The following is a 20,497-nucleotide window of genomic DNA, read 5'->3' as shown; positions in this document are numbered from 1 at the left end:
GGAGCTACAGGAGCGACAGGTGCAAGTGGATCACAAGGAGGTACAGGAGCTACAGGTGCAAATGGATCACAAGGAGCTACAGGAGCTACGGGTGCAAGTGGATCACAAGGAGCTACAGGAGCTACGGGTGCTACTGGAGTAGTTGAAGGATGTTTATGCGATTGCTGTGTTTTTCCTATGCAGAACGTTTTACAACAACTTATCGGGGAAACTGTAATTCTTGGCACGATTGCAGACACACCAAACGTACCCCCTCTTTTCTTTTTATTCACTATTACTGCTGTGAATGATTTTTTAGTTACTGTTACAGATGGCGTAACAACCTTTGTGGTCAATATTTCTGATGTAACAGGGGTAGGATTTTTACCACCAGGACCTACTATCAACTTGTTGCCACCTGTTGATTCTGGGTGCGAATGTGAATGTCGTGAAAGACCAATTAGAGAATTGCTAGATACACTGATAGGTTCTACAGTGAATCTTTTAGCTGGTAATGGTTCTATTGCAGCAGGTTTTAACGTGGAACAAACAGGTCTTGGCATAGTGTTAGGTACTTTACCAATAAGTCCAACTACAACCGTTAGATTTGCAATTTCAACTTGCAAAATCGTGGCTGTAAATATAAACCCACCTCCTACTGCGACATAAGTTCATTTTTCTCTGAACATGCTGTTAAATTGACTTGAAAAAAAGCGATTCTTCAATTACAAAGATCGCTTTTTTATGCAAGTAGAGGTTAAAGTTTGCTGGTTTAGTTCAATAAGTTAAGAATCATTATTTATTAATAGTTAGTACTATTAGACAAGTAAATCCCCTTCAGTCTGAAGGGGATTTTTTATTTACTATTTTTTCTCTTTGATTACGAATAAAACACCTGTGAGAATTAGGATAGAGCCGATCCAAAACGTTACATTAATGTTTTCTCCTAAAATTAGCCATCCAAGTAATGTTCCAACCACTGGTTGAAAGAAGAAAAATAAACCACCACTTGAAGCGTTAAGCATTTGTAATCCACGATTCCAAAGTAGAAACCCACCTGCTGTTGAAACAATTCCCAAATACAAGAGTCCTCCCCAAATTGTAGGGTGAGTCAGTTGAGAGATATTTATTTCGTTTAGTCTTGGCAAAACAAATGGAGTTAACGAGATTAGGGCCACTAATATGGAATAAGTGGTAACCACAATTTGTAAATAATCATTTGGCAAACGCTTTACAAGTACAGACATAAGTGCCCATGTTAAAGCAGCTATAAGTAGTGAAATACCTCCAAGTAAACTGGACATATTCACATCACCAATTCCAACAATAAGAAGGACCCCAATTGTCGCTAAACAAACTGAAACGCCTTTTCTTAACGTCAACTGTTCTTTAAGGATTAAGCGAGCAAAAATAACCATAAATGCTGGTGTTGAAGATGTTATTATAGCTCCCATTTGAGCAGTAGATAACATTGTACCAGTTTCCTGGGCAACAATTGAAATGGCATTTCCAATTACCCCAATAGCTGCGATTAATAAGAAATAACGTTTCTCAATTCGCCAATTTTGACGTGTGATGAAGCCGATAACGAGAAGTGCAACAATTGCCACTAAATATCGCATCCACACAAGTTCTAATGGGGGTATGACCGATACTACAATTTTCACAATAACGTACATACCACCCCAGATACTGGAAGCTAGAGTTAAATATAAGGAACCTAATAAGGTATTTTTCATTTTAAAATCCTCCGTCTTTAATTGGGTCAGATTGCCCTAACGGAGAGATGTAGTCACCTTCAATCACTCCATTAAGAGCAGAAGCGTGCTACTGGTACATCATTTTCAAATAGTGGAGTCCAATACATATTGATTCACCTCACGTATATATTTGTTTTTAATTGTAGCAAAGAATATTGCTTTAAAAAAGAAAAACATCGAATAGACCGTTTATGACTTAGCTCATTCTTATTGAACTAAACTGCCATTTACTTGAATAAAAAAAATCGACTTTTAAGCCGAATATGTTATTGAACTATTGCAAGCTTTAGTTGCATAGCATAATGGACTATTCGCTCCTTTTTTTACAAAAAATGGAAGTTCTATTGAACGAGGAATGAGATAATGTTCATTAGAAAATGACATTAAAAGTAAAGTAGGATAGTCAAATGAGGGAAATTAAAAAAATTATTCAAATCGTCTTAGTAAGTACAACAATTACAACAACCTTAATTCTTACTGGATGCTCAAACTTTTCAGAAACAGATGTTGAAAAACCAATAAAACAGTATTTAAAAGAAAATTATGGGGTTAATGGTAATATAAAAATTCTTTCTACAACCGATGATTCGTTTAATGAATTACCACACGATACTTACATTTAGGTTTTACACCCTTATCTTTCTTTTATAAATTTATTATTAGATTATGATACATTAGAGGTTGACGAAGAAGGTAGTGATGATGTTTTTTTACAATTTTTTAAAGGAGCTTATATTAAGCAAAATCCAAATGTAATAAAATTTTCTGAAGGACTAATTAAAAAGTATGGTTTAGTCCAAATATCAGAAGAGACATATGATCAACAAAAACAAAACTATTTTTACTATTTAAATGTTAATATAGAATACTCTCGAGAACAAAAACTAATAGAAGAGTTTAAAAAGACTCAAAAAATTAACACAAAAGAAATTGTTCCTAATGTAATACAAAACGATCCAAATACCAGCGATATAGATGCAAATTCAATTGGTGTAATCAACTTTAACTATCAGTTTGATTTAAGTAAAAATAAAACTCCTAAAGTGTAAGAACTTTTTAATGAGTACAAAAAACATAAAGTATTAAATAAAGGGATATACGGAATTACATTATATATAATGGATACTTCGGGTGAATTTGAATTATCAGATATCTCACATAGTCAAATTCTTTTTTCAGTAGACAATAAATTTTTCTATAATTCCAAGTACTAATACTTTCCCAGATTAATTTATAAAACATCTAAAAAAGTAGTTATTTTTAGTATTTATGAACTTTACATTAACTTATGCAACTACCATGGGAGTACAATAAAAACTTCCATTCACTACTGTTGTGAATCTGAGGATTCATGGATGGCTAACGCAGTGCGATAGTTCAATAATACTAGGAGCCGATAAACGATGATCGGCTCCTATTTTACTATCTGGCAGAATAGTTCAATAAGATTTAATTTATTTTTTTCTTTTCTTAAGATGGAGACTTATTCATGATTAAATTTTTTATTAGCAATCCAATAATACGTAACCAAGAGTGTCATCAAAATACAAACAATAGTTAATAGTATATTGATTATACCATTCGAATTCACTGATCCTGTTATTAAAGATTCCATTGCTCGTTTACTCATACTAGCTGGATTTACATAATCAATTGCTGGATTCAAACCGACGATAATTCTACAACCAATAAGGTAAACAATTGAAACTAGTGCGATAACACCCTGGCTGTGAAAAACAGTACTGATCATCGTAGTAAATGTAACGATATAAAGAACCCATGCAAGGTAAAATACAAGTCCAGTTATCATCTGTGAAAATGGAACATCCGTAAAAAGATAATTTACGTATAGATAAGAAACAATGTATCCAACTGATACACTTAAAACAGCCATCAAACCATTTGATATAATTTTTCCACCTATATATGAAATAACTGTAACAGGTCTTGTTAGAATAAAGGCTAACATGCCATTCGCTTTATCCGATTGAATTATACCCATAATTGAGATTGCTATAATCATTATCCCAAGTTGATCAAATTGAGAACCTAGTGTACTGGCCAGTACTTCTCCACCTTTTAGTTTTGTCATACTCGGGTCAATTGTAAATCCCTGACTACCGCTCAATGATTCTAAAATTGATGGCAAAAAATAAGTTACGATCGGCTGGGTTAAACCTAAAAAGATAAATACAATTGGTAACCATATAACTTTATAATCGCGAATCATTTGTGCAAATTCTTTTTTAGTTAGTACAATGAAGTTATTCATTTCTTCACCACCAATTTTAGGAATATATCTTCTAACGTATCATTGTTACTATCAAATTTTAGGATATCCACTTCATTCTCGATTGCATTTTTCAGTAACATATTTTTATTTATTGAGATGTTTTCAACTTTTATTTTGACTTTATTCCCAATGACCTCTACTTCCCTCACATATGGTAATTTTTTAATAACATTAGTCCACTTTTGATCTTTTGCTGTAATTTCCAAATTTAGTTTATTTTCGCAATTTCGATTTAACAGTTCCGTAATCGTTGTATCTTCTATTTTTATTCCATTCTTAATCACTACAAACCGTTCACATATTTCTTCTGCATCGCCCAATATATGGGTCGATAATAAAATCGTTGTATCTTTTTTAATTTCTTCAATCAGGTTTAAAACTTCTCTTCGACCGATTGGATCTAATGCAGATACAGGTTCATCCAAGACTATTAATGAAGGTTTATGCAGTAGTGCTTGAGCAATACCAAGACGTTGTTTCATTCCTCCGGATAAAGAGCCAACTCTTGAATTCTCTTCATCTTTAAGTCCAACTTTTATCAAAATTTCCGGTATCGAATTTGCTAATTCTTTTTTAGTTAATCCAGAAAGTTTGCCCATAAACGTAAGAGTTTCTTTCACTGTCATCCAATGATAAAAGTTAGGATACTGTGGTAAGTAACCTATTTCCCTTTTCATTTGTGATATTTTTTTACCATTTAGTAAAACCTCTCCTGAGTTAGCATTGATAATGTCTGAAATCACTCTTATTAATGTTGTCTTACCTGCCCCATTCGGTCCGATTAATCCAATACATTCTCCCGATTGTAGTTCCATCGAGAAATTATTGACTGCAATTTTCCCTTTAAATGTTTTTGTTACATTTTTGATTTCCAATTTCATGATCTCTCACTATCCTTTCTCCCCATAACAAAGTACAGAATTGGTCCAAATGTATTCGCAAATATAACAATAAACGTCCAAAAGACCACATTTTCTCTCGTTTTTCTATGTCGGTACAAATCAATTAATGCAATTAAAATTAATAGTGCAGATACTAATATAACTGGCAATATAATCGGTAGATAAGTCATAAAATCAAAATCTTTTAGATCATCAAACCCATAGTGTAGTTTCAATTCATCATTCCCCCTAAGTAAATATTCATTATCATTATCGATAATGATAATATAATTAATGGTATGTTGCAACCACTGTTCTCATTCTTTATAATGAGAATTAAAATCAACAGAGAATAAGGTGATAATATGAGTAATAAAACTGAAATTATAATGCATCCAGTAAGAATGAAAATCTGCCAAGCGTTAATGAGTAATAAAGAGCATGGACTAACACCATTAGAGATGATTAAACTCATTAAAAATGTACCTCAAGCAACGCTATATAGGCATATACAAATCATGGTGGATTCTGATATTATTCGCGTTATTAAAGAAAAAAAGGTGAAATCAGTTTCCGAAAAATATTACGTTTTAAATGTAGAAGAAGCAAGACTTGATGAAGAGGAATGGAAAGAAGCTACTATAGAGGAAAAATTAAACTATATATCATCTTATCAGTTGTTACTTATGACTCAATACCAAAATTATCTAAACAATTTAGAGGAACAAAACAGCCAAGAGGATCGTGCTACTTTTTCAGTAGTAGAATTAAAAATTAATGATGAACACTTTTTACAATTTCAAAACGAATTACATGAATTAATGACTAGATACTACAATGCCACGAGCAAAGAAATAGATAGCCCTATTCGAACAATTGCAATAACTATTATTCCAGAAACTTAAATATTATAGAAAGATGGTCTGATTAATGAAGAAAGACAATAAGAAAAAACGCATTTATGAAATGACAAATAGCTGCCAGTTCTATCAAAAAATAAAGTAGGGAAATCTCTCACGAGACTTCCCCCTTATCAAACCGTACGTTTCGTTAAGGCAAGAAGGGTAAAGCCTCTCCGGAGTCAGAGACCTTGGCACGTAACACATTGATATGATACGGCAACTCGGGAGACCACCCTACCGGTCTTTTCATTTAATAGAAGAGTATGGTGTACAAGCGAAAACAAGTAAGGAAACCAAATGCCGATGTAGGGAGTCGGATAGCAGCGTAGTACCTATGAAGTTGGGTAATGCCGATGTAGGGAAGGCTGCTGCCAAAATATCCTCGACTAGTATTATAAGGTCATCCAGTGTCTAATTTACTGGTTGACCATTTTTTTATGGTCTTATGATTAAAGTAGACGGGGCAGAACGAAGCTTGCGTGGGGCTTAGACTCCGTCAACTAAACAGTTCACCCCCCTACATATAGAAATGTGCTTTGGGCTGGTTGGGACAAAGATTCCGCATAACAAGCGAACCTATGACACTATAAGGGAGTATTAGGGGAACCGATAAGGTATTGATACCTTTACCCTCGCTAATCCGATGTATTCAGGTGATACATCTATACCAGATAGAGCATTAGTAGGAATATCATTTAAGTTCTCACTAACATCGCATATGAAAAATATAGATTTAGTACTTCAAGATGCAACTACTGGGGAAGATGTTGGTATCCTTGGTTCAATTAATGGACGTGTAAATAAGAATATAAACAATAAATATAACACAAAGATCTTTAGGAGAAACAAGGCTGGGCAAGTTACTGGCACATCCGCATCATGCGTGAACTAAACCTTGATTCAAACGAAGCAATCGAATATGCAAAACTAAATGCAGGAGTAGTTCAACCTTCTAAAACAAGTATAAATCCATACTACTTAGGACTAAGAATGTTTGAAGATATTGAAGATCGATATAACAATCCAAGCAAAGAAATGAGAGAGTTAGGTGTAAAACCTGGCAGCGGTCGAGAAAAAATGTTTGAAGTACGAGAGTTAGAGTCTGATAGTTCATTTATACGAAACTATTTAACGAAAGATCTAGTCATGCGTGAAGATATGTATCTATTCCAACGACAAGGTAAGGAATATAAAGTCACTAATAAGGCATGGGAAAATGTACGAGATCAACTTGTGGTTCGTCGCGTAAATGGTGGATTCCCTTATATTGTAGTTCAAGAAGGGGATTATTTAAAAAATGGGGAGCTTTATTTGAAGCATTCTTATGAACATATGGAACTTGATGTGAAGTATGTTGAGAAGGTAATGCCTTATATTCATCAGCTGTGGGGTAGAGGCGTACATTTAGAGACGAATATTGAGAATAAGTCTGTGTTGTTTAGTTATGATGGGAAGAATATTCATCGGAAGTATATTTAGGACCACCTTTTTTGAAGGTGGTTTTTCAATTTAAAGGAAAGTAGATTTTTTGGAGGAATAGATTAAGAATAAACCACTTATACAATGGTGGTTTTTATTTATTTGTAGACTCATTATTGGAAGGTGATGAACGATGTAATGAACTTTTTTCTTAGAAAATTAGAGGAAGCATCAAAAAAGTTTTTTTATATTTTTAGTACTAAAATATGATTTCTTATGTAACTAAACGCATGCGATAGTTGAAAATCAATTGCAAGATGATATAGTGGCAAAACAGTTGAGTATGATGGAATACATCAATCCATTTACTGATGAAGAGGTACAGAAAAAGAAAGGGAATTAAGTAGAAACCCTGTGATTTCTGGCCGGTAGAAGTAGTACACAAGGAGAACCGTTCAAAAGCCATGTTTATTAAACCTTTCTTTCTTTCGAATCGAATTCTCCAAAGTACCTAGACATATTTTGACACGTAGTTTAGAATAATAAGAAAAATCGCAATTTTATACAAAATTGGAAAAAATTACGCGTTATTGTCAATTAAATAGGAAAAGGGGTGAGGCTTATGACATTACTGAAAGTGGAAGATTTGTCGATTAAATTCAAGTCTCGCCAAGGAGTTGTCCAAGCAGTTGCGGGGTTAAGTTTCGACATTGAACAAGGACATTCGCTCGGAATTGTCGGCGAAAGTGGAAGCGGAAAAAGCGTTACATCTCTTGCCATTATGGGTCTATTGCAAAACGCTGTTGCTGATATCACTGGAAAAATACAGTTCGAAGACGTCGATTTGTTAACTTCTTCGCCTGAAGACATGCGAAAAATGAGAGGCAAATCTGTGTCGATGATTTTTCAAGAACCGATGACGTCATTGAACCCCCTCCATACTTGTGGAAAGCAAATCATGGAACCAATCTTACTTCATCAAAAAGTTAGCAAAAACGAAGCGAAACAAATCGCCATCGAATTACTCAGAATGGTAGGCATTCCTTCTCCGGAACAACGATTTCATGAATACCCGCACCAAATGTCTGGTGGGATGCGCCAACGAATTATGATTGCGATCGCACTTGCTTGTGAACCCAAACTATTAATTGCGGATGAACCGACCACTGCTCTAGACGTAACGATTCAAGCGCAAATACTGGATTTAATGAATCGTCTCATGAAAAAACGGGACATGAGCATGATCCTGATTACGCATGATTTGGGTGTTGTGAAAGAAATGTGTGACCAAGTCGTCGTCATGTATACTGGTCAAATTGTTGAGAAAAGCCCAACGGCAGCTGTTTTTTCAGAGCCACTTCATCCTTATACGAAAGGATTACTAAATGCAATCCCGAAAATTTCTCATAAGGTAGACAGACTCGAGGCAATTGAAGGCACCGTGCCAGATGCTCTGAACATGCCAAGTGGATGTAGCTTTCATCCTCGTTGTCAATTCGCAGTTGAACGATGCAAAAACGAAGAACCGCCATTATTTACCCAAGATGATGGTCGCGAAGTGAGATGTTTCCTTTATGATGAGGCCAAAAAGGTAGGTGATCAACATGTCACGAACTGAATCTAGCCGACTCGATTCGGTTTCAAATCCGTCATCATCTGACACAATTTTAGACGTTTCGCACTTAACAAAAACGTTTCAAATCAAACAACCGAATGGCAAAAAAGGTGTTCTGACAGCTGTTGATGATGTGTCATTTTCAATCCAAAGAGGCGAAACGTTTAGTCTTGTTGGGGAAAGTGGCTGTGGCAAGAGTACGTTAGGCAAAACACTACTTGGTCTTTATCCAGCCGACCCTGGTTCAACCATTCTGTTTAATGGCGAGGATATCACGAATCTGTCAAAAAAAGAATTCGCGAAAAAAGCGCAACTGATCTTTCAAGATCCTTCTGCTTGCTTGAATCCACGCCGAACCCTCAAACAAATTTTATCTGAACCGTTCAAGATTCACAAAATGGGGAACGGTGAAGCAAAAATCAACGAACTGATGGAAATGGTTGGGCTACCAAGTCGCTTTTTGGGTCGTTATCCTCACGAACTATCCGGTGGTCAAAAACAACGGGTTGGTATTGCGCGGGCATTAGCGCTCGAACCAGAACTATTAATCTGTGACGAACCCGTCTCAGCACTTGATGTGTCGATTCAAGCGCAAGTCATTAACTTATTAGAAGACTTGCAGAAACAATTGAATCTTACCTATCTTTTTATCTCACATGATTTAAGCGTCGTTCACCATTTAAGTGATCGGGTTGCCGTCATGTATTTGGGGAAAATGGTTGAACTCGCTTCACGCGATGAGTTGTATGGCAACACACAACATCCGTATACAAAGGCACTCCTCTCTTCTATTCCTGATCCAAATGGGGATGTACGAGAGAAAATCATTCTCACAGGGGATGTACCTAGCCCATCGAATCCTCCAGCTGGTTGTCGGTTCCACACCAGATGTCATGCTGCGATGGAACAGTGTAAAACAGTCGCACCAGCATTCATCCAAACAGGTAGTAACCACTTTGCAGCGTGTCATTTGACGACAAAGTGATGCTATAAATTTTAGAGAAAAAGGGGTTTTACGAGATGAAAAAATTCAGTTTACTCGCCTTGGTTACGCTGATGGCGTTCTCACTTTTCGCTTGTGGGAAGAAAGAAACGAGCACTTCATCATCTTATGCCGATACCATTGTTGTGGGTGTCGCATCTGACTGGAAAACAATGGATCCTGCTCGTGCGTACGAAGTGTATGCAAACTTCTATTTCTATGCAACGTATGAGAACTTATACATGTTAGAAGGTTCAGACCTTACACCAAAACCAGCTCTTGCAAAATCATATACAGTCGATGATTCAGGACTTGTTTATACATTTAATCTGAATGAAGGACGTAAGTTTGCAAGTGGTAACCCAATCACAGCAAATGATGTTGTGTTTAGTTTCAATCGCACAAAAAATATCAAAGACAATGCGTCAGCTTTAACGGCTGGTGTGTCAAAAGTCGAAGCAAAAGATGACCACACAGTGGTTGTGACGCTAACAGAAAAAGATGCGTCATTCTTGTCAAAAATCACAGGAAATGCTTTTGCAGTAGTGGATAGTAAAGTTGTCAAAGAAAACGGTGGAACAGATGCCGCTGATGCAAGTACGACTGACAAAGCGTCAACTTACCTTGACGGTGCGTCTGCTGGAAGTGGTCCGTATGTGTTGAAAAAATGGACAAGAAATACGGAAATGGTGCTTGAAAAGAATCCAAATTATAAAGGCACTGTGAATGCAAGTAAGATCATTATCAAAGAAATGCCAGACCCAAATACACAAATTCAAGCACTTGAAAATGGTGAAATTGACGTAGCGCTTAGCGTTGGTCCTGACCAAGTCAAAACCATTAAATCAGGTGGAATTGCAAAAGTGGTTTCTTCTCCAACTTCAACGATTTCATTTTTAATGATGAACGACAAAGCAAGTATTGGGAAAGAACTCTCGAATCCACTTGTTCAACAAGCTGTTCGTTATGCACTTGACTACAAAGGATTCCAACAATTAGCAGGCGATGGTGCACTCCTTCCTGAATCATTTGTTCAAAAAGGTTTTGTTGGTGCCAAATCAAGACCAGCGAACTATCAAAACATTGATAAAGCAAAAGAATTAATGAAAGAAGCTGGATATGAAAAAGGCTTCACGATTCCTTTAACAGCTGCGAACTTCGAATCAGAGGGTCTTTCATGGACAACGATGGCTGAAAAAGTAAAAGAAGATTTAGCGAAAATCAATATCAATGTTGACATCAAAACGGGTGAAATTGGTGCGGTCATTGAAGATTACCGAAATGGAAAATCACCATTCCTTGTGATGCATTGGTCACCTGACTACTACGATTTAAGCAACCAATTAGCATTTATTCCAGGTGATATTGTCGGAAAACGTGCGAACTGGGAAGCTTCAGCAAATCCTGCTTTAGTTAACTTAGCAAATCAAGCGAAGATCGAAATCGATCAAACAAAACGTGCAGAGATTTCAGGTCAGATGCAAGACATCATCGCTGAAAATAGCCCGTACGCTTTCTTGGTGCAACACCCAAAAACATTTGCGGTTAGCAAAAAGTTGCAAGGTGTTGCGTATAACGATTTTTGTAAATTGCATTTAAATGAATTAAAGCTATCTAAATAATCATTGAAATGACAAAAAGCTAGTCGTAGGGTGTTTTCCCCTATGACTAGCTTTCCTATTACCATCTTTTACATAGTGAATCCATCGTATCTGTTTTTTGAAAGGAGTTGTGCCAATTGCTTCGATTTATCGGTAGACGTCTATTGTTTCTTCTTTTCTTATTGGTTGGCGTGGCGCTTTTTGTCTTTATCCTTTCGCATTTAGTACCAAGTGATCCAGTTGCCGCGAATTTAAGTCAAAGCGCCATGAATAATCCCGAAATCGTCGCCGCTTTTAAAGCAAAGTGGGGGCTTGATCAATCGTTATTCCGTCAATTAATGCTCTATTTCCAGCACTTATTCGCAGGTGATTTAGGCACGTCCATTCGCACCGGTAAACCAGTACTGAAGGATTTAATGCAGTTTTTCCCGGCTACTCTTGAACTATCAGTCGTGGCCATGGTGATTGCCTTAGTTTTCGGCGTACTTTTTGGCGTGATTTCTGCCATCTTTCGGAATAAAGCAATTGACCATGTCATCCGAACGGTTTCTATTAGTGGCGTGTCGATCCCAAGTTTTTGGTTTGCACTTCTTCTGCTCTATGTGTTTACGTCTGTTTTAGGGATCACACCAGGACCAGGACGCATCGATGCACGTACGTCAACACCAGATGGTGGAACGGGCCTTTTTCTACTCGATTCACTGCTAAGAGGTGATTTCCAATTATTTGGTGAAGTGGCGATGCACTTGATCCTTCCTGGCGCTGTACTTGGTCTTTTTACGATGGGGTTAATCGCTCGTCAAACAAGGTCAAACTTACTTGAAGTGATGTCAATGGATTATATTCGAACAGCGCGAGCAAAAGGGTTAAAAGAATCAGCGATTATTTTTAAACACGCCCTTTCAAATTCCATGATCCCGGTTATTACAGTCGCTGGAATGGGATTTTGTAATCTACTTGGTGGAATGGTGCTTGTAGAAAATATTTTTGCGTGGCCAGGGATTGGTCAATATGCTTATTTGTCAGCTGTTTCACTCGACTTCCCGGCAATTTGTGGTGTTTCGTTATTAATTGCATTGATTTATGTTGTGATTAATCTAGTCATTGATATCTTATACGGTGTCATTGATCCGAGAGTGAGGCACCGATAATGCGAACAATTGTATCGTTTCTTCGTCAAAAAGGATTTCTTTTTAAACTGGGTTTAGTTATTTGTCTTGTTTGGTTTCTCGTTGCCTTGTTTGCACCTTTCATCACAACACATAGTGTCACGGCGCAGAATTTAAGCATCCGGTACGAGTCCCCTAGCGCTTCACACTTTTTTGGAACGGATGAGCTTGGTCGAGATGTTTTCTCACGTGTCATCGTTGGTTCTCGTATTTCGTTAACGGCTGGGATAATTACAGTGGTTTGTGCGTTCGCTTTCGGTATTTTATACGGGGGAATCGCAGGTTATAAAGGCGGGTATGTGGATGAAGTGATGATGCGCTTCTCCGAACTCATCATGGCGTTCCCTCCCCTTATTTTGGCGATGGTGATCGCAGCAGCACTTGGACCAAGTATCTTAAACTCTGTGCTTGCGATGGCCATCATTTGGTGGCCGAATTATGCAAGGCTCATGCGTTCTATGGTGATTTCATTAAAAGAAAGCGAGTATGTGACGGCTTCTCGCGTCATGGGTGCCTCTCACATTCGTGTTCTCTTTTTTGAAATTTTACCGAATTGTTTCGGACCATTGCTTGTGATGGCAACACTGGACCTTGGAAACGCCATTTTGATGTTTTCAGGGCTAAGTTTTCTTGGTCTTGGGACTCAACCTCCGACACCTGAGTGGGGTTCGATGGTATCTGGCGGAGCGAAAGTGATTCAAAATTGGTGGGTGTCGACTTTCCCAGGTTTAGCCATCTTTTCTGTATCGGTTGGTGCGAACTTCGTAGGCGATGGTCTACGCGATTTTCTCGATCCAAAACTAAAAAAAGAATAGGGGTAATCAAATGGAAAAAATCAATTCGAATCAAGTTGAACCAATCGGCATGCCAATCTATGAAATGAAAAAACTCTTCACACGACAAGGTGATTTTAAAGAAGTGAGCATGAGTGTGATTTCTCTAACGCCTGGTGAACGTGTACCAGCTGTTGGTATGAGTTGCCACGAAGAAGACGAGTATTCTTATATTTTTAGTGGAGAAATTGATACCTATTCCAAAGGTGTTCACAGTGTGGAAAAAGCGGGAGATGCAACCTTTATCCCTGCCGGTGAAGAGCATTGGTGCATTAATCGTACGAACGAACCTTGTCTCCTAGTTTGTTTTATGGTGAAAAAAGCTGAAGCTTAATCAGTTCCTCTTCATTTCTGCACTACTTGGCTTTGTTAATGGCAATGGGGATCATGAGCATCAATCATGCATATCAAGAAACTTTTCATAAAAAACTTACGAAGCATTCGTAAGTTTTTTTTCTTTACGTTTACTGTTTTGATGGAACACTAATACTGTGAGAGAAGGAAACTAGGTCGGATGGTACTTCGCCCCTTTAAAACAGTGTACGACGAAAAAAAGGAGACTACAACTTTGCTATTGCACTAACCGATCATTATGTTGAATAAGGAATAGAAGATTCTTAGTCAAAAAGAAGATCGTTGAGAGAAACAAGGCTGGGCAAGTTATTGGCATATACTTTGATAAAGGAAAAAAAGAAATAAATATCAAGCAATCTATTAAACGATAAGAGGCTCTTGGTTGTAAATTTTACAATCGAAGCAATTGTTTAATTGAACATTAAAAGTTCAATGTAAAAAGAACTGTTAAAAAATGAATTTGTAACGTTTCCCGTTTCGTATTGCCAAAAAAATAGAATTAATGTTTTAAATCCGGTTGGACGGTTTATGCTGATTCTCTTACTTGTGATATACTGATCCGTTACTAAAGATATAAAGAGCCACGTAATGTGACTCATATTCATCAACTACTATGAAAGTGCTACGTAAACATTATTAAGACTGGAATAATTCAATCCATTCTCCGTCTGGTCCATAAAAGAAGATATATTTTGCTCCACTTGGCAATGTTGTGATTGACTCGTCTACAAATGTTACATGATGGTCTTTAACACGTGCGATCTCCGCTTCGATATCATCTACTGTAAATGCGAGGTGATGAACTTTCCCCTCTGCTGGTAAATCTGGGTTATAACCAGAAATTAATTCTACAATCGGTTCCTTTGAATTCTCAAATCCCAAGAACGCTAATTTAATTTTTGGATCGATATGGTCCTGTTTTTCCAAAAATACTAACCCCACTACTCTAGTTAAAATTCAATCGATGTATCGATATCCCTTACTTGTATCCCTACATGTTCGAGTTTTTTTACAGCCATAATGCCTACCTCCTTGTCAGGCACCTTAAACAAAGAGGGTGCCACTAAAAGTTAAACTTTTAGGACACCCTCCCATTTCTTTTTAGTAGTTTGTAGTTTTCGCTACTTCTGTATTATTTGGTTCAGAAACACGAGTTAAAAAGAAAATACCAACAACAAATAGAATAATTAGACTAAATACACCCATATTGGAATGACCTGTAAGTTGAGCTGTTAAGCCGACGATTAATGGTCCCATGATTGATGCGAATTTACCGAAAATATTATAGAAGCCAAAAAACTCATTTGATTTTTCTTTAGGTACAAGTTTTGCGTAATATGAACGACTTAAAGCTTGGATTCCACCTTGGGATGTGGCAACGAGCATAGCCAAAATCCAAAAGTCTAAAGTTGAATTTAAAAAGTAAGCATAGATACAAACAATCATATAAATAATGATTCCAACATAAAGCATAATTTTGCTTGAAAACTTATCTGCAAGCTTTCCGTATATAATTGCAAATGGAGCAGCAACGACCTGTGTGACAAACAAAATAATTAATAGATTTGTTGAACTGATTCCAAGGTCAGTTCCATAAGCTGTTGACATCGTAATGATCGTTCCAACACCATCAATATAAAAGAAATATGCCAGTAAAAATATAAATAAAGCACGATATTGTCGGATGTTTTTAAAGGTTTTTCCTAGCCTCTTAAAGCTATTTAATACAGGATTTTGTTCAGGTTCGATAAAATAATTTTGACGAACGTTTCGTAACAAAGGAATTGTAAAAATGCCCCACCAGACAGCAGTTATGAGAAAGGCGATTTGACTTGCGAGAGTTGTTGAAATTGAAATTATCTCTTTTTGAGCTAATACAATTATAGCAATACTAATGATAAAAGGGATTGTGCTACCTATATATCCAAAACCAAAGCCTCGAGCAGATACCTTATTCATTCGTTCTTCTGATGTTACATCTACTAAAAAGGCGTCATAAAAAACATTCGCACCAGCAAAGCCAATAGCTGTAATCGTATAACAAATCAATAGTAAAAGCCAGTTATCATTAGGAATAAATGTAAGTAGTGCAGTAAAAGAAACACCGAGAGAAAAAAAGAAAGAAAATAGCTTCTTTTTAAATCCTTTATAGTCGGCAATTGTTCCAAGGATTGGACCTAACATAGCTAATATGAATGTAGAAATGGCGATCGTATAACCTAAATAAGCAGTAGAATCAGAAGCACTTATTCCGGCTTTTGAAGCAGAAGCTTTATAAAAAAGAGGGAATACGGCAGTGCTAATAATAATAGAATAAGCTGAATTGGCCCAATCGTAGAAAATCCAACTATTTTCTTGCTTCGTAAAACTCTTCATGAGTTTTTTCCTCCCAATGATTAGTAACTGCTATTTATAGATTAGATACTACTAATATTTTATTTATCCTCTACAGTTTTCAGTATATTATCTAAAAATTCCCTGTATAAGAAGTGGACAAGAGGAGAATCACTAAGATTTTGGACACGTGGATAAAGAAAAACACGAAAAAGGTAAAAAAGTAGTAGATGTTAATACATAATTTGCCACTTCTATGTTATCTTAGTTATATACACAAATCTTGGAGGTACGAGTAATGAAATCTACTTTAAACGATACTACAAATGACAAACTACCATATTCAAGGACCAATCCATTTCAAGCGAAGGTTCTCAAAAATATTAATTTAAATGGAACAGACTCAAACAAGGAAACAAGGCATATTGAATTATCATTGACAGGGTCAGGACTTTCTTATGTACCAGGTGCTGCACTTGGCGTGATTCCTTCAAATGATCCAGAGCTAGTTGCTGCTCTTATAAATGAAATGAAATGGAATGAAGAAGCAAATGTAACAGTTGGTAAGCAAGGTGAAACACTATCTCTAAAAGAAGCGCTTACATCGTACTGTGAAATTACACTGTTGACGAAGAAAATCTTACAACAGGCAGCTGTATTTACTGAAAACGAAGAGCTGAAAAACCTTGTGTTGGTTGAAAATGCAATTCAACTTAAGGAATATTGCTATGGACGAGATTTACTTGATATGTTACGTGATTTTGGTCCATGGAGTGCATCTGCTCAAGAGATCGTTTCATTATTAAGAAAAATGACTCCACGACTATATTCAATCGCAAGCAGTATCGCTGCAAATCCAGATGAAGTTCATCTAACAATCGGTGCTGTACGCTACACTGCACACGGACGTGATCGTAAAGGTGTTTGTTCTGTTTTATGTTCAGAACGTATTAAAGAAGGAGATACTCTTCCAGTCTTTGTTCAAGTAAATAAACACTTCTATTTGCCAGAGTCTGGGGACAAAGATATTATTATGGTTGGACCTGGGACGGGTATTGCGCCATTCCGTTCGTTTATCCAGGAAAGAGCAGTCAATAAAGTCACTGGCCGTTCATGGTTATTTTTTGGAGACCAGCATGAAGCTTCAGATTACCTTTATAGAGGCGAGTTAGAAAAATATCAACAAGATGGAGTATTGACAAAAATTGATACTGCATTCTCCCGTGATACAGATCAAAAAGTTTATGTGCAGCATAAAATGCTTGAAAATAGCAAAGAATTGTATGAGTGGATTGAAAAAGGAGCTTATTTCTACGTTTGTGGAGATAAAGAATATATGGCGAAAGACGTCAACGAAGCGCTAATTACGATTCTTGAAAAAGAAGGTGCGATGGAACGCGATGCTGCTGAAGCGCATCTTAAAGATATGCAGAAGCAAGGGCGTTATCAACGTGATGTGTATTAAGATAAAAAGGTATTATTAATATAGGTATTTTATAACAAAAAGTAACCCTTCGTTCCAGATGGTACAGAGGGTTACTTTTTTATTGTTTTTAAGGTCAATTTTTTGCACTAACGCCTAAATTTAATGCGACTTTCCATTTTTGGGGGATATACCTTTTCTATTGAAATATTAGTTAAATTGTTATTCAAAAGCGCCTTTTACAATTGGAATACCATTTTCAACCATCTTTCTTCCAAGTGCAAATACTGTTTCAATTTCTAAAGTTTCTTGATTTAATAAAACAATATCAGCGTCGTTACCGGATGTTATGTTACCTTTGTGAGATAGTTTTAGCACTTGTGCAGGGGTTGAAGTAATTACTTGTAATGCAATTTCTAATGGGATCCCTTCATTCATTACTGCATCTCTTGCTTCTTGATATAAAGATGAAATTTTGCCAATTTGAAGTCCTAAATAGTCACCATTTGTATCAAAAAAAGGAAGACTTGCCTGAGCATCTGATGAAAAAGTTATGTTCTCAATCTGAACTCCTTTTTCAATCATTACTCTTAGTCCTTTACTACATTTTACTTCGCCTTTTTCTAAAAACTGAGGTGTTGTACTTGTAGTAAAATCTACAAATCCACCTTTAAGCGCAAAATCAATACCGGCTCTAAATAATTCTTCATTCCGATTAATATGAGTCGGATGAAACTGACGAATTGGAATATTTGTCTGATCGATTACTTGATGAAGAAGGGATAGTTTATCTTTTCCATCACCGACATGAATTTCTAATATGCCAGCCTTTCCAGATAAAATACCTCCATTCCGCGCAGCTGATGCAATCTTTGAAAGTTCTTCAATTGTTGGTTCCGAGGAACGGTGGTCAGCTATAGCAATTTCACCAACACCAATAATCTTATCGATCAGAATAATATCTCTCTGAATCGATTCTGTTAGTGTCTTTACAGGGATTTGATAGGAACCAGTATGAATATAACAAGTAATGCCTTCTTCTTCTAATCCACGTGCTTTTGCAAGTAAATTCTCCATAGTTCTTGTAGTACCGTCAGTACCTAGTACACCGACTACTGTAGTAACGCCAGCGGTTGTAACATTCGTAAGCATTAGTTCAGGAGTGCGTGTTTTAAATCCTCCTTCTCCGCCACCTCCAATGATATGTACATGTGAATCAATAAAACCTGGTACAACGAAAGAGTTGGAGGCATCTATGACATCGCAGGATAGAAAATCTGGTGGAATGGTGATATGATCTGCAATCATTTCAATTTTTCCTCCTGCTAAAAGTATATCTTTTCTGCCGATAGAATGTGGTGTGTATACATGACCGTTTTTTATTAAAGTTAACAACTTTTTTTCCTCCTATTACCTTTGCTAATTGTTTAAAAAGGACCGTAATTTATTAAGTGTGCGATTACAACGGCAATTAAACCGATTAAATATTGAATGATTACTAATGGGAAAATCCATCGAGCCCATTTTGTCCAAGGTATTCCTGCAATAGCTAATCCTGCCATTAAAGTTCCAGCAGTTGGGAAAATAATGTTCCCAATTCCATCTGCAAAAGAAAATGATAGAACAGCAGTTTGTCGAGTAATTCCTAATAGGTCAGCAAGCGGAGCCATTATGGGCATTGTTAACATGGCATGACCGCTACCTGAAGCTAAAATAAAGTGTATAGCTGCTTGGAAATTATATATTCCAATTACACTTAAAGAAGCAGGAATATGTTTAATGACTTCAGTTACTCCATGAAGCATTGGATCAACAATATGTCCTTGATTTAAAACGACTAAAATTGCACGGGAAACACCTATTATAAGGGCACCACTAATTAAGGAAGCAGATCCTTGAGTAAATGATTTAACAACTTCATCGATTGATAGTCTTCCAATTATCCCAATAGCAATCGTTAAAATAATAAACAAAGAAGCAATTTCACTAATATACCATTGAAATTTAATAACACCATAAGCTAAAACTATATAGTTTATAAGAAAAGCAAAGAATATCCATTTATGTCTAGAAGATAATTTTACTTTAGAAGATAATAGAACGTTAGATTGCTCTACCGAATATTTACCATAAAATCCCATTTCCGGATTTTTCTTTACTTTCATGGCATAACGATAAATAAAAATAACTGATATTAAATAAACAATTACAAACAATACAAGTCGAAATCCCATTCCGGAAAAAGTAGGTAGTTCTGCAATTCCTTGAGCAATACCAACTGTAAACGGATTCATGATAGCCGTTGTAAAACCTGCTGATGCGCCAACTAATACGATTGCAGTTCCTGTCATTGTGTCCAAACCTAAAGCAAGGGCTAATGGAATCAGAAGTGGGATATAAGCTAAAGATTCTTCAGCCATTCCCATTAAAGAACCTGCAATTGCAAAGAAAAGCATCATAATTGGAATTAATAACTTTTCTCTATTAGCTAGTTTTTTAGCCAAAGTAGAGATTAATGCTTCAATTGTGCCAGTTGCACTTAATACACCGAAAAAACCTCCAATTATTAGAACAAAGAAAATAATATTTGCTGCATCTACCATGCCCAAATGAATGGTTTTAATCATTTCAAAGAATCCAACTGGTGTTGCTGCGATTGATTTAAATGAATTCGGATCAACTGTTGAATGGCCATTAATTTCTACATGTGCGTATTCACCTGTTGGTAAAACATAAGTAAGAATTGTTGCAATAAGTAAAATTACTAATAGAAGTGCAAAGATATTAATTTTACGTTCTTTCATAACATTTCGCTGTTGTGCTATTTTATTAGCCTGAATTTGTGACATCATTTCATCTCCTTTGAAATTAGAGTGCTAGAATAATCTGACTTATTCTAGAATTAGTAGTAAAAAATGATTAAACGCTATCCGAAATTCCCTCCTATCTTTT

Annotated in this window: 17 protein-coding genes and 3 pseudogenes; 12 read left to right on the top strand and 8 right to left on the bottom strand. The window is 36.3% G+C overall.

Going from position 1 to position 20,497, the window contains the following annotated elements; translation table 11 throughout:
* Positions 1-648: bclA protein (locus CN514_RS12095; protein ID WP_098232798.1), on the top strand; the 648-nt coding region annotated here is incomplete at its 5' end.
* A gap of 194 nt (positions 649-842) precedes the next feature.
* Here CN514_RS12095 and CN514_RS12090 read toward each other — a convergent pair.
* Positions 843-1,718 (bottom strand): DMT family transporter, encoded by an 876-nt coding sequence (locus CN514_RS12090; RefSeq protein ID WP_098232797.1) that lies wholly within the window; start codon positions 1,716-1,718, stop codon positions 843-845.
* Between the two features lie 428 nt (positions 1,719-2,146).
* On the opposite strand from CN514_RS12090, the gene CN514_RS12085 reads away from it, so the two are divergent.
* Positions 2,147-2,362, top strand: a complete 216-nt coding sequence (locus tag CN514_RS12085; protein WP_098232796.1) for a hypothetical protein — start codon at positions 2,147-2,149, stop codon at positions 2,360-2,362.
* An 860-nt stretch (positions 2,363-3,222) separates the two neighbouring features.
* On the opposite strand, the gene CN514_RS12080 is transcribed toward CN514_RS12085, so the two are convergent.
* Genes CN514_RS12080 through CN514_RS12070 form a run of 3 tightly spaced genes read right to left on the bottom strand, consistent with a single transcriptional unit; the run spans position 3,223 to position 5,149 of the window.
* Complete coding sequence (locus CN514_RS12080) at positions 3,223-4,011, bottom strand: ABC transporter permease subunit (RefSeq protein WP_098232795.1); 789 nt, start codon at positions 4,009-4,011, stop codon at positions 3,223-3,225.
* The gene (locus CN514_RS12075; protein WP_098232794.1) at positions 4,008-4,913 is read right to left on the bottom strand and encodes an ABC transporter ATP-binding protein; all 906 of its coding nucleotides are present in this window, start codon (positions 4,911-4,913) and stop codon (positions 4,008-4,010) included. The genes CN514_RS12080 and CN514_RS12075 overlap by 4 nt, the downstream gene beginning before the upstream one ends.
* Positions 4,910-5,149 (bottom strand): PLDc N-terminal domain-containing protein, encoded by a 240-nt coding sequence (locus CN514_RS12070; RefSeq protein ID WP_098232800.1) that lies wholly within the window; start codon positions 5,147-5,149, stop codon positions 4,910-4,912. The genes CN514_RS12075 and CN514_RS12070 overlap by 4 nt, the downstream gene beginning before the upstream one ends.
* 129 nt (positions 5,150-5,278) lie before the next feature.
* Here CN514_RS12070 and CN514_RS12065 point away from each other — a divergent pair, with 129 nt between their 5' ends.
* The 9 genes and pseudogenes from CN514_RS12065 (at position 5,279) to CN514_RS12020 (ending at position 13,768) form a co-directional block, all read left to right on the top strand.
* Positions 5,279-5,818 (top strand): helix-turn-helix domain-containing protein, encoded by a 540-nt coding sequence (locus CN514_RS12065; RefSeq protein WP_098232793.1) that lies wholly within the window; start codon positions 5,279-5,281, stop codon positions 5,816-5,818.
* An 843-nt stretch (positions 5,819-6,661) separates the two neighbouring features.
* Positions 6,662-7,294 (top strand): annotated as a pseudogene (locus CN514_RS12055) (SpoVR family protein); the annotation flags it as partial.
* Positions 7,295-7,532: 238 nt separating this feature from the next.
* Positions 7,533-7,637, top strand: a pseudogene (locus tag CN514_RS27000) (IS200/IS605 family transposase); the annotation flags it as partial.
* Positions 7,638-7,856: 219 nt separating this feature from the next.
* Positions 7,857-8,852 (top strand): ABC transporter ATP-binding protein, encoded by a 996-nt coding sequence (locus tag CN514_RS12045; RefSeq protein ID WP_098232790.1) that lies wholly within the window; start codon positions 7,857-7,859, stop codon positions 8,850-8,852.
* Entirely contained in the window at positions 8,839-9,834 is a 996-nt protein-coding gene (locus CN514_RS12040) for an ABC transporter ATP-binding protein (protein ID WP_098232789.1), read from the top strand. Before CN514_RS12045 ends, CN514_RS12040 begins: the two co-directional genes overlap by 14 nt.
* A 35-nt stretch (positions 9,835-9,869) precedes the next feature.
* Positions 9,870-11,453: an ABC transporter substrate-binding protein gene (locus CN514_RS12035; protein ID WP_098232788.1), complete on the top strand. Its 1,584-nt coding sequence runs from the start codon at positions 9,870-9,872 to the stop codon at positions 11,451-11,453.
* A gap of 107 nt (positions 11,454-11,560) precedes the next feature.
* Positions 11,561-12,583: an ABC transporter permease gene (locus tag CN514_RS12030; protein WP_098232787.1), complete on the top strand. Its 1,023-nt coding sequence runs from the start codon at positions 11,561-11,563 to the stop codon at positions 12,581-12,583.
* Positions 12,583-13,416: an ABC transporter permease gene (locus CN514_RS12025; RefSeq protein ID WP_217993924.1), complete on the top strand. Its 834-nt coding sequence runs from the start codon at positions 12,583-12,585 to the stop codon at positions 13,414-13,416. Before CN514_RS12030 ends, CN514_RS12025 begins: the two co-directional genes overlap by 1 nt.
* A gap of 10 nt (positions 13,417-13,426) precedes the next feature.
* Complete coding sequence (locus CN514_RS12020) at positions 13,427-13,768, top strand: cupin domain-containing protein (RefSeq protein WP_098232786.1); 342 nt, start codon at positions 13,427-13,429, stop codon at positions 13,766-13,768.
* Positions 13,769-14,424: 656 nt separating this feature from the next.
* Here the strand turns inward: CN514_RS12020 and CN514_RS12015 are convergent.
* Together CN514_RS12015 and CN514_RS12010 are read right to left on the bottom strand one after the other, a co-directional pair.
* A pseudogene (locus CN514_RS12015) lies at positions 14,425-14,807 on the bottom strand (VOC family protein).
* Positions 14,808-14,889: 82 nt separating this feature from the next.
* Positions 14,890-16,164 (bottom strand): MFS transporter, encoded by a 1,275-nt coding sequence (locus CN514_RS12010; protein WP_098232785.1) that lies wholly within the window; start codon positions 16,162-16,164, stop codon positions 14,890-14,892.
* A gap of 241 nt (positions 16,165-16,405) precedes the next feature.
* Here CN514_RS12010 and CN514_RS12005 point away from each other — a divergent pair, with 241 nt between their 5' ends.
* The gene (locus CN514_RS12005; RefSeq protein WP_483295011.1) at positions 16,406-17,587 is read left to right on the top strand and encodes a sulfite reductase subunit alpha; all 1,182 of its coding nucleotides are present in this window, start codon (positions 16,406-16,408) and stop codon (positions 17,585-17,587) included.
* A gap of 180 nt (positions 17,588-17,767) precedes the next feature.
* Here CN514_RS12005 and iadA read toward each other — a convergent pair whose 3' ends face one another.
* Both iadA and CN514_RS11995 read right to left on the bottom strand, forming a co-directional pair.
* Positions 17,768-18,940, bottom strand: coding sequence for a beta-aspartyl-peptidase (gene iadA / locus CN514_RS12000; RefSeq protein ID WP_098232783.1), 1,173 nt, complete (start codon positions 18,938-18,940; stop codon positions 17,768-17,770).
* A gap of 32 nt (positions 18,941-18,972) precedes the next feature.
* Complete coding sequence (locus tag CN514_RS11995; protein ID WP_098232782.1) at positions 18,973-20,394, bottom strand: YfcC family protein; 1,422 nt, start codon at positions 20,392-20,394, stop codon at positions 18,973-18,975.
* Positions 20,395-20,497: the final 103 nt, after the last annotated feature.

The sequence above is a fragment of the Bacillus sp. AFS001701 genome, assembly GCF_002559405.1.
In the GTDB taxonomy this organism is placed as follows: domain Bacteria; phylum Bacillota; class Bacilli; order Bacillales; family Bacillaceae_G; genus Gottfriedia.
The sequence above is the reverse complement of the archived record's forward strand: the minus strand, read 5'-3'. Positions and strand labels throughout refer to the sequence as shown.

Bases quoted from the DNA above. Each gene is read 5' to 3' on its own strand.
- CN514_RS12090 (WP_098232797.1), bottom strand. From the start codon at position 1,718: ATGAAAAATACCTTATTAGGTTCCTTATATTTAACTCTAGCTTCCAGT.
- CN514_RS12085 (WP_098232796.1), top strand. From the start codon at position 2,147: ATGAGGGAAATTAAAAAAATTATTCAAATCGTCTTAGTAAGTACAACA.
- CN514_RS12080 (WP_098232795.1), bottom strand. From the start codon at position 4,011: ATGAATAACTTCATTGTACTAACTAAAAAAGAATTTGCACAAATGATT.
- CN514_RS12075 (WP_098232794.1), bottom strand. From the start codon at position 4,913: ATGAAATTGGAAATCAAAAATGTAACAAAAACATTTAAAGGGAAAATT.
- CN514_RS12065 (WP_098232793.1), top strand. From the start codon at position 5,279: ATGAGTAATAAAACTGAAATTATAATGCATCCAGTAAGAATGAAAATC.
- CN514_RS12045 (WP_098232790.1), top strand. From the start codon at position 7,857: ATGACATTACTGAAAGTGGAAGATTTGTCGATTAAATTCAAGTCTCGC.
- CN514_RS12040 (WP_098232789.1), top strand. From the start codon at position 8,839: ATGTCACGAACTGAATCTAGCCGACTCGATTCGGTTTCAAATCCGTCA.
- CN514_RS12035 (WP_098232788.1), top strand. From the start codon at position 9,870: ATGAAAAAATTCAGTTTACTCGCCTTGGTTACGCTGATGGCGTTCTCA.
- CN514_RS12025 (WP_217993924.1), top strand. From the start codon at position 12,583: ATGCGAACAATTGTATCGTTTCTTCGTCAAAAAGGATTTCTTTTTAAA.
- CN514_RS12020 (WP_098232786.1), top strand. From the start codon at position 13,427: ATGGAAAAAATCAATTCGAATCAAGTTGAACCAATCGGCATGCCAATC.
- CN514_RS12010 (WP_098232785.1), bottom strand. From the start codon at position 16,164: ATGAAGAGTTTTACGAAGCAAGAAAATAGTTGGATTTTCTACGATTGG.
- CN514_RS11995 (WP_098232782.1), bottom strand. From the start codon at position 20,394: ATGTCACAAATTCAGGCTAATAAAATAGCACAACAGCGAAATGTTATG.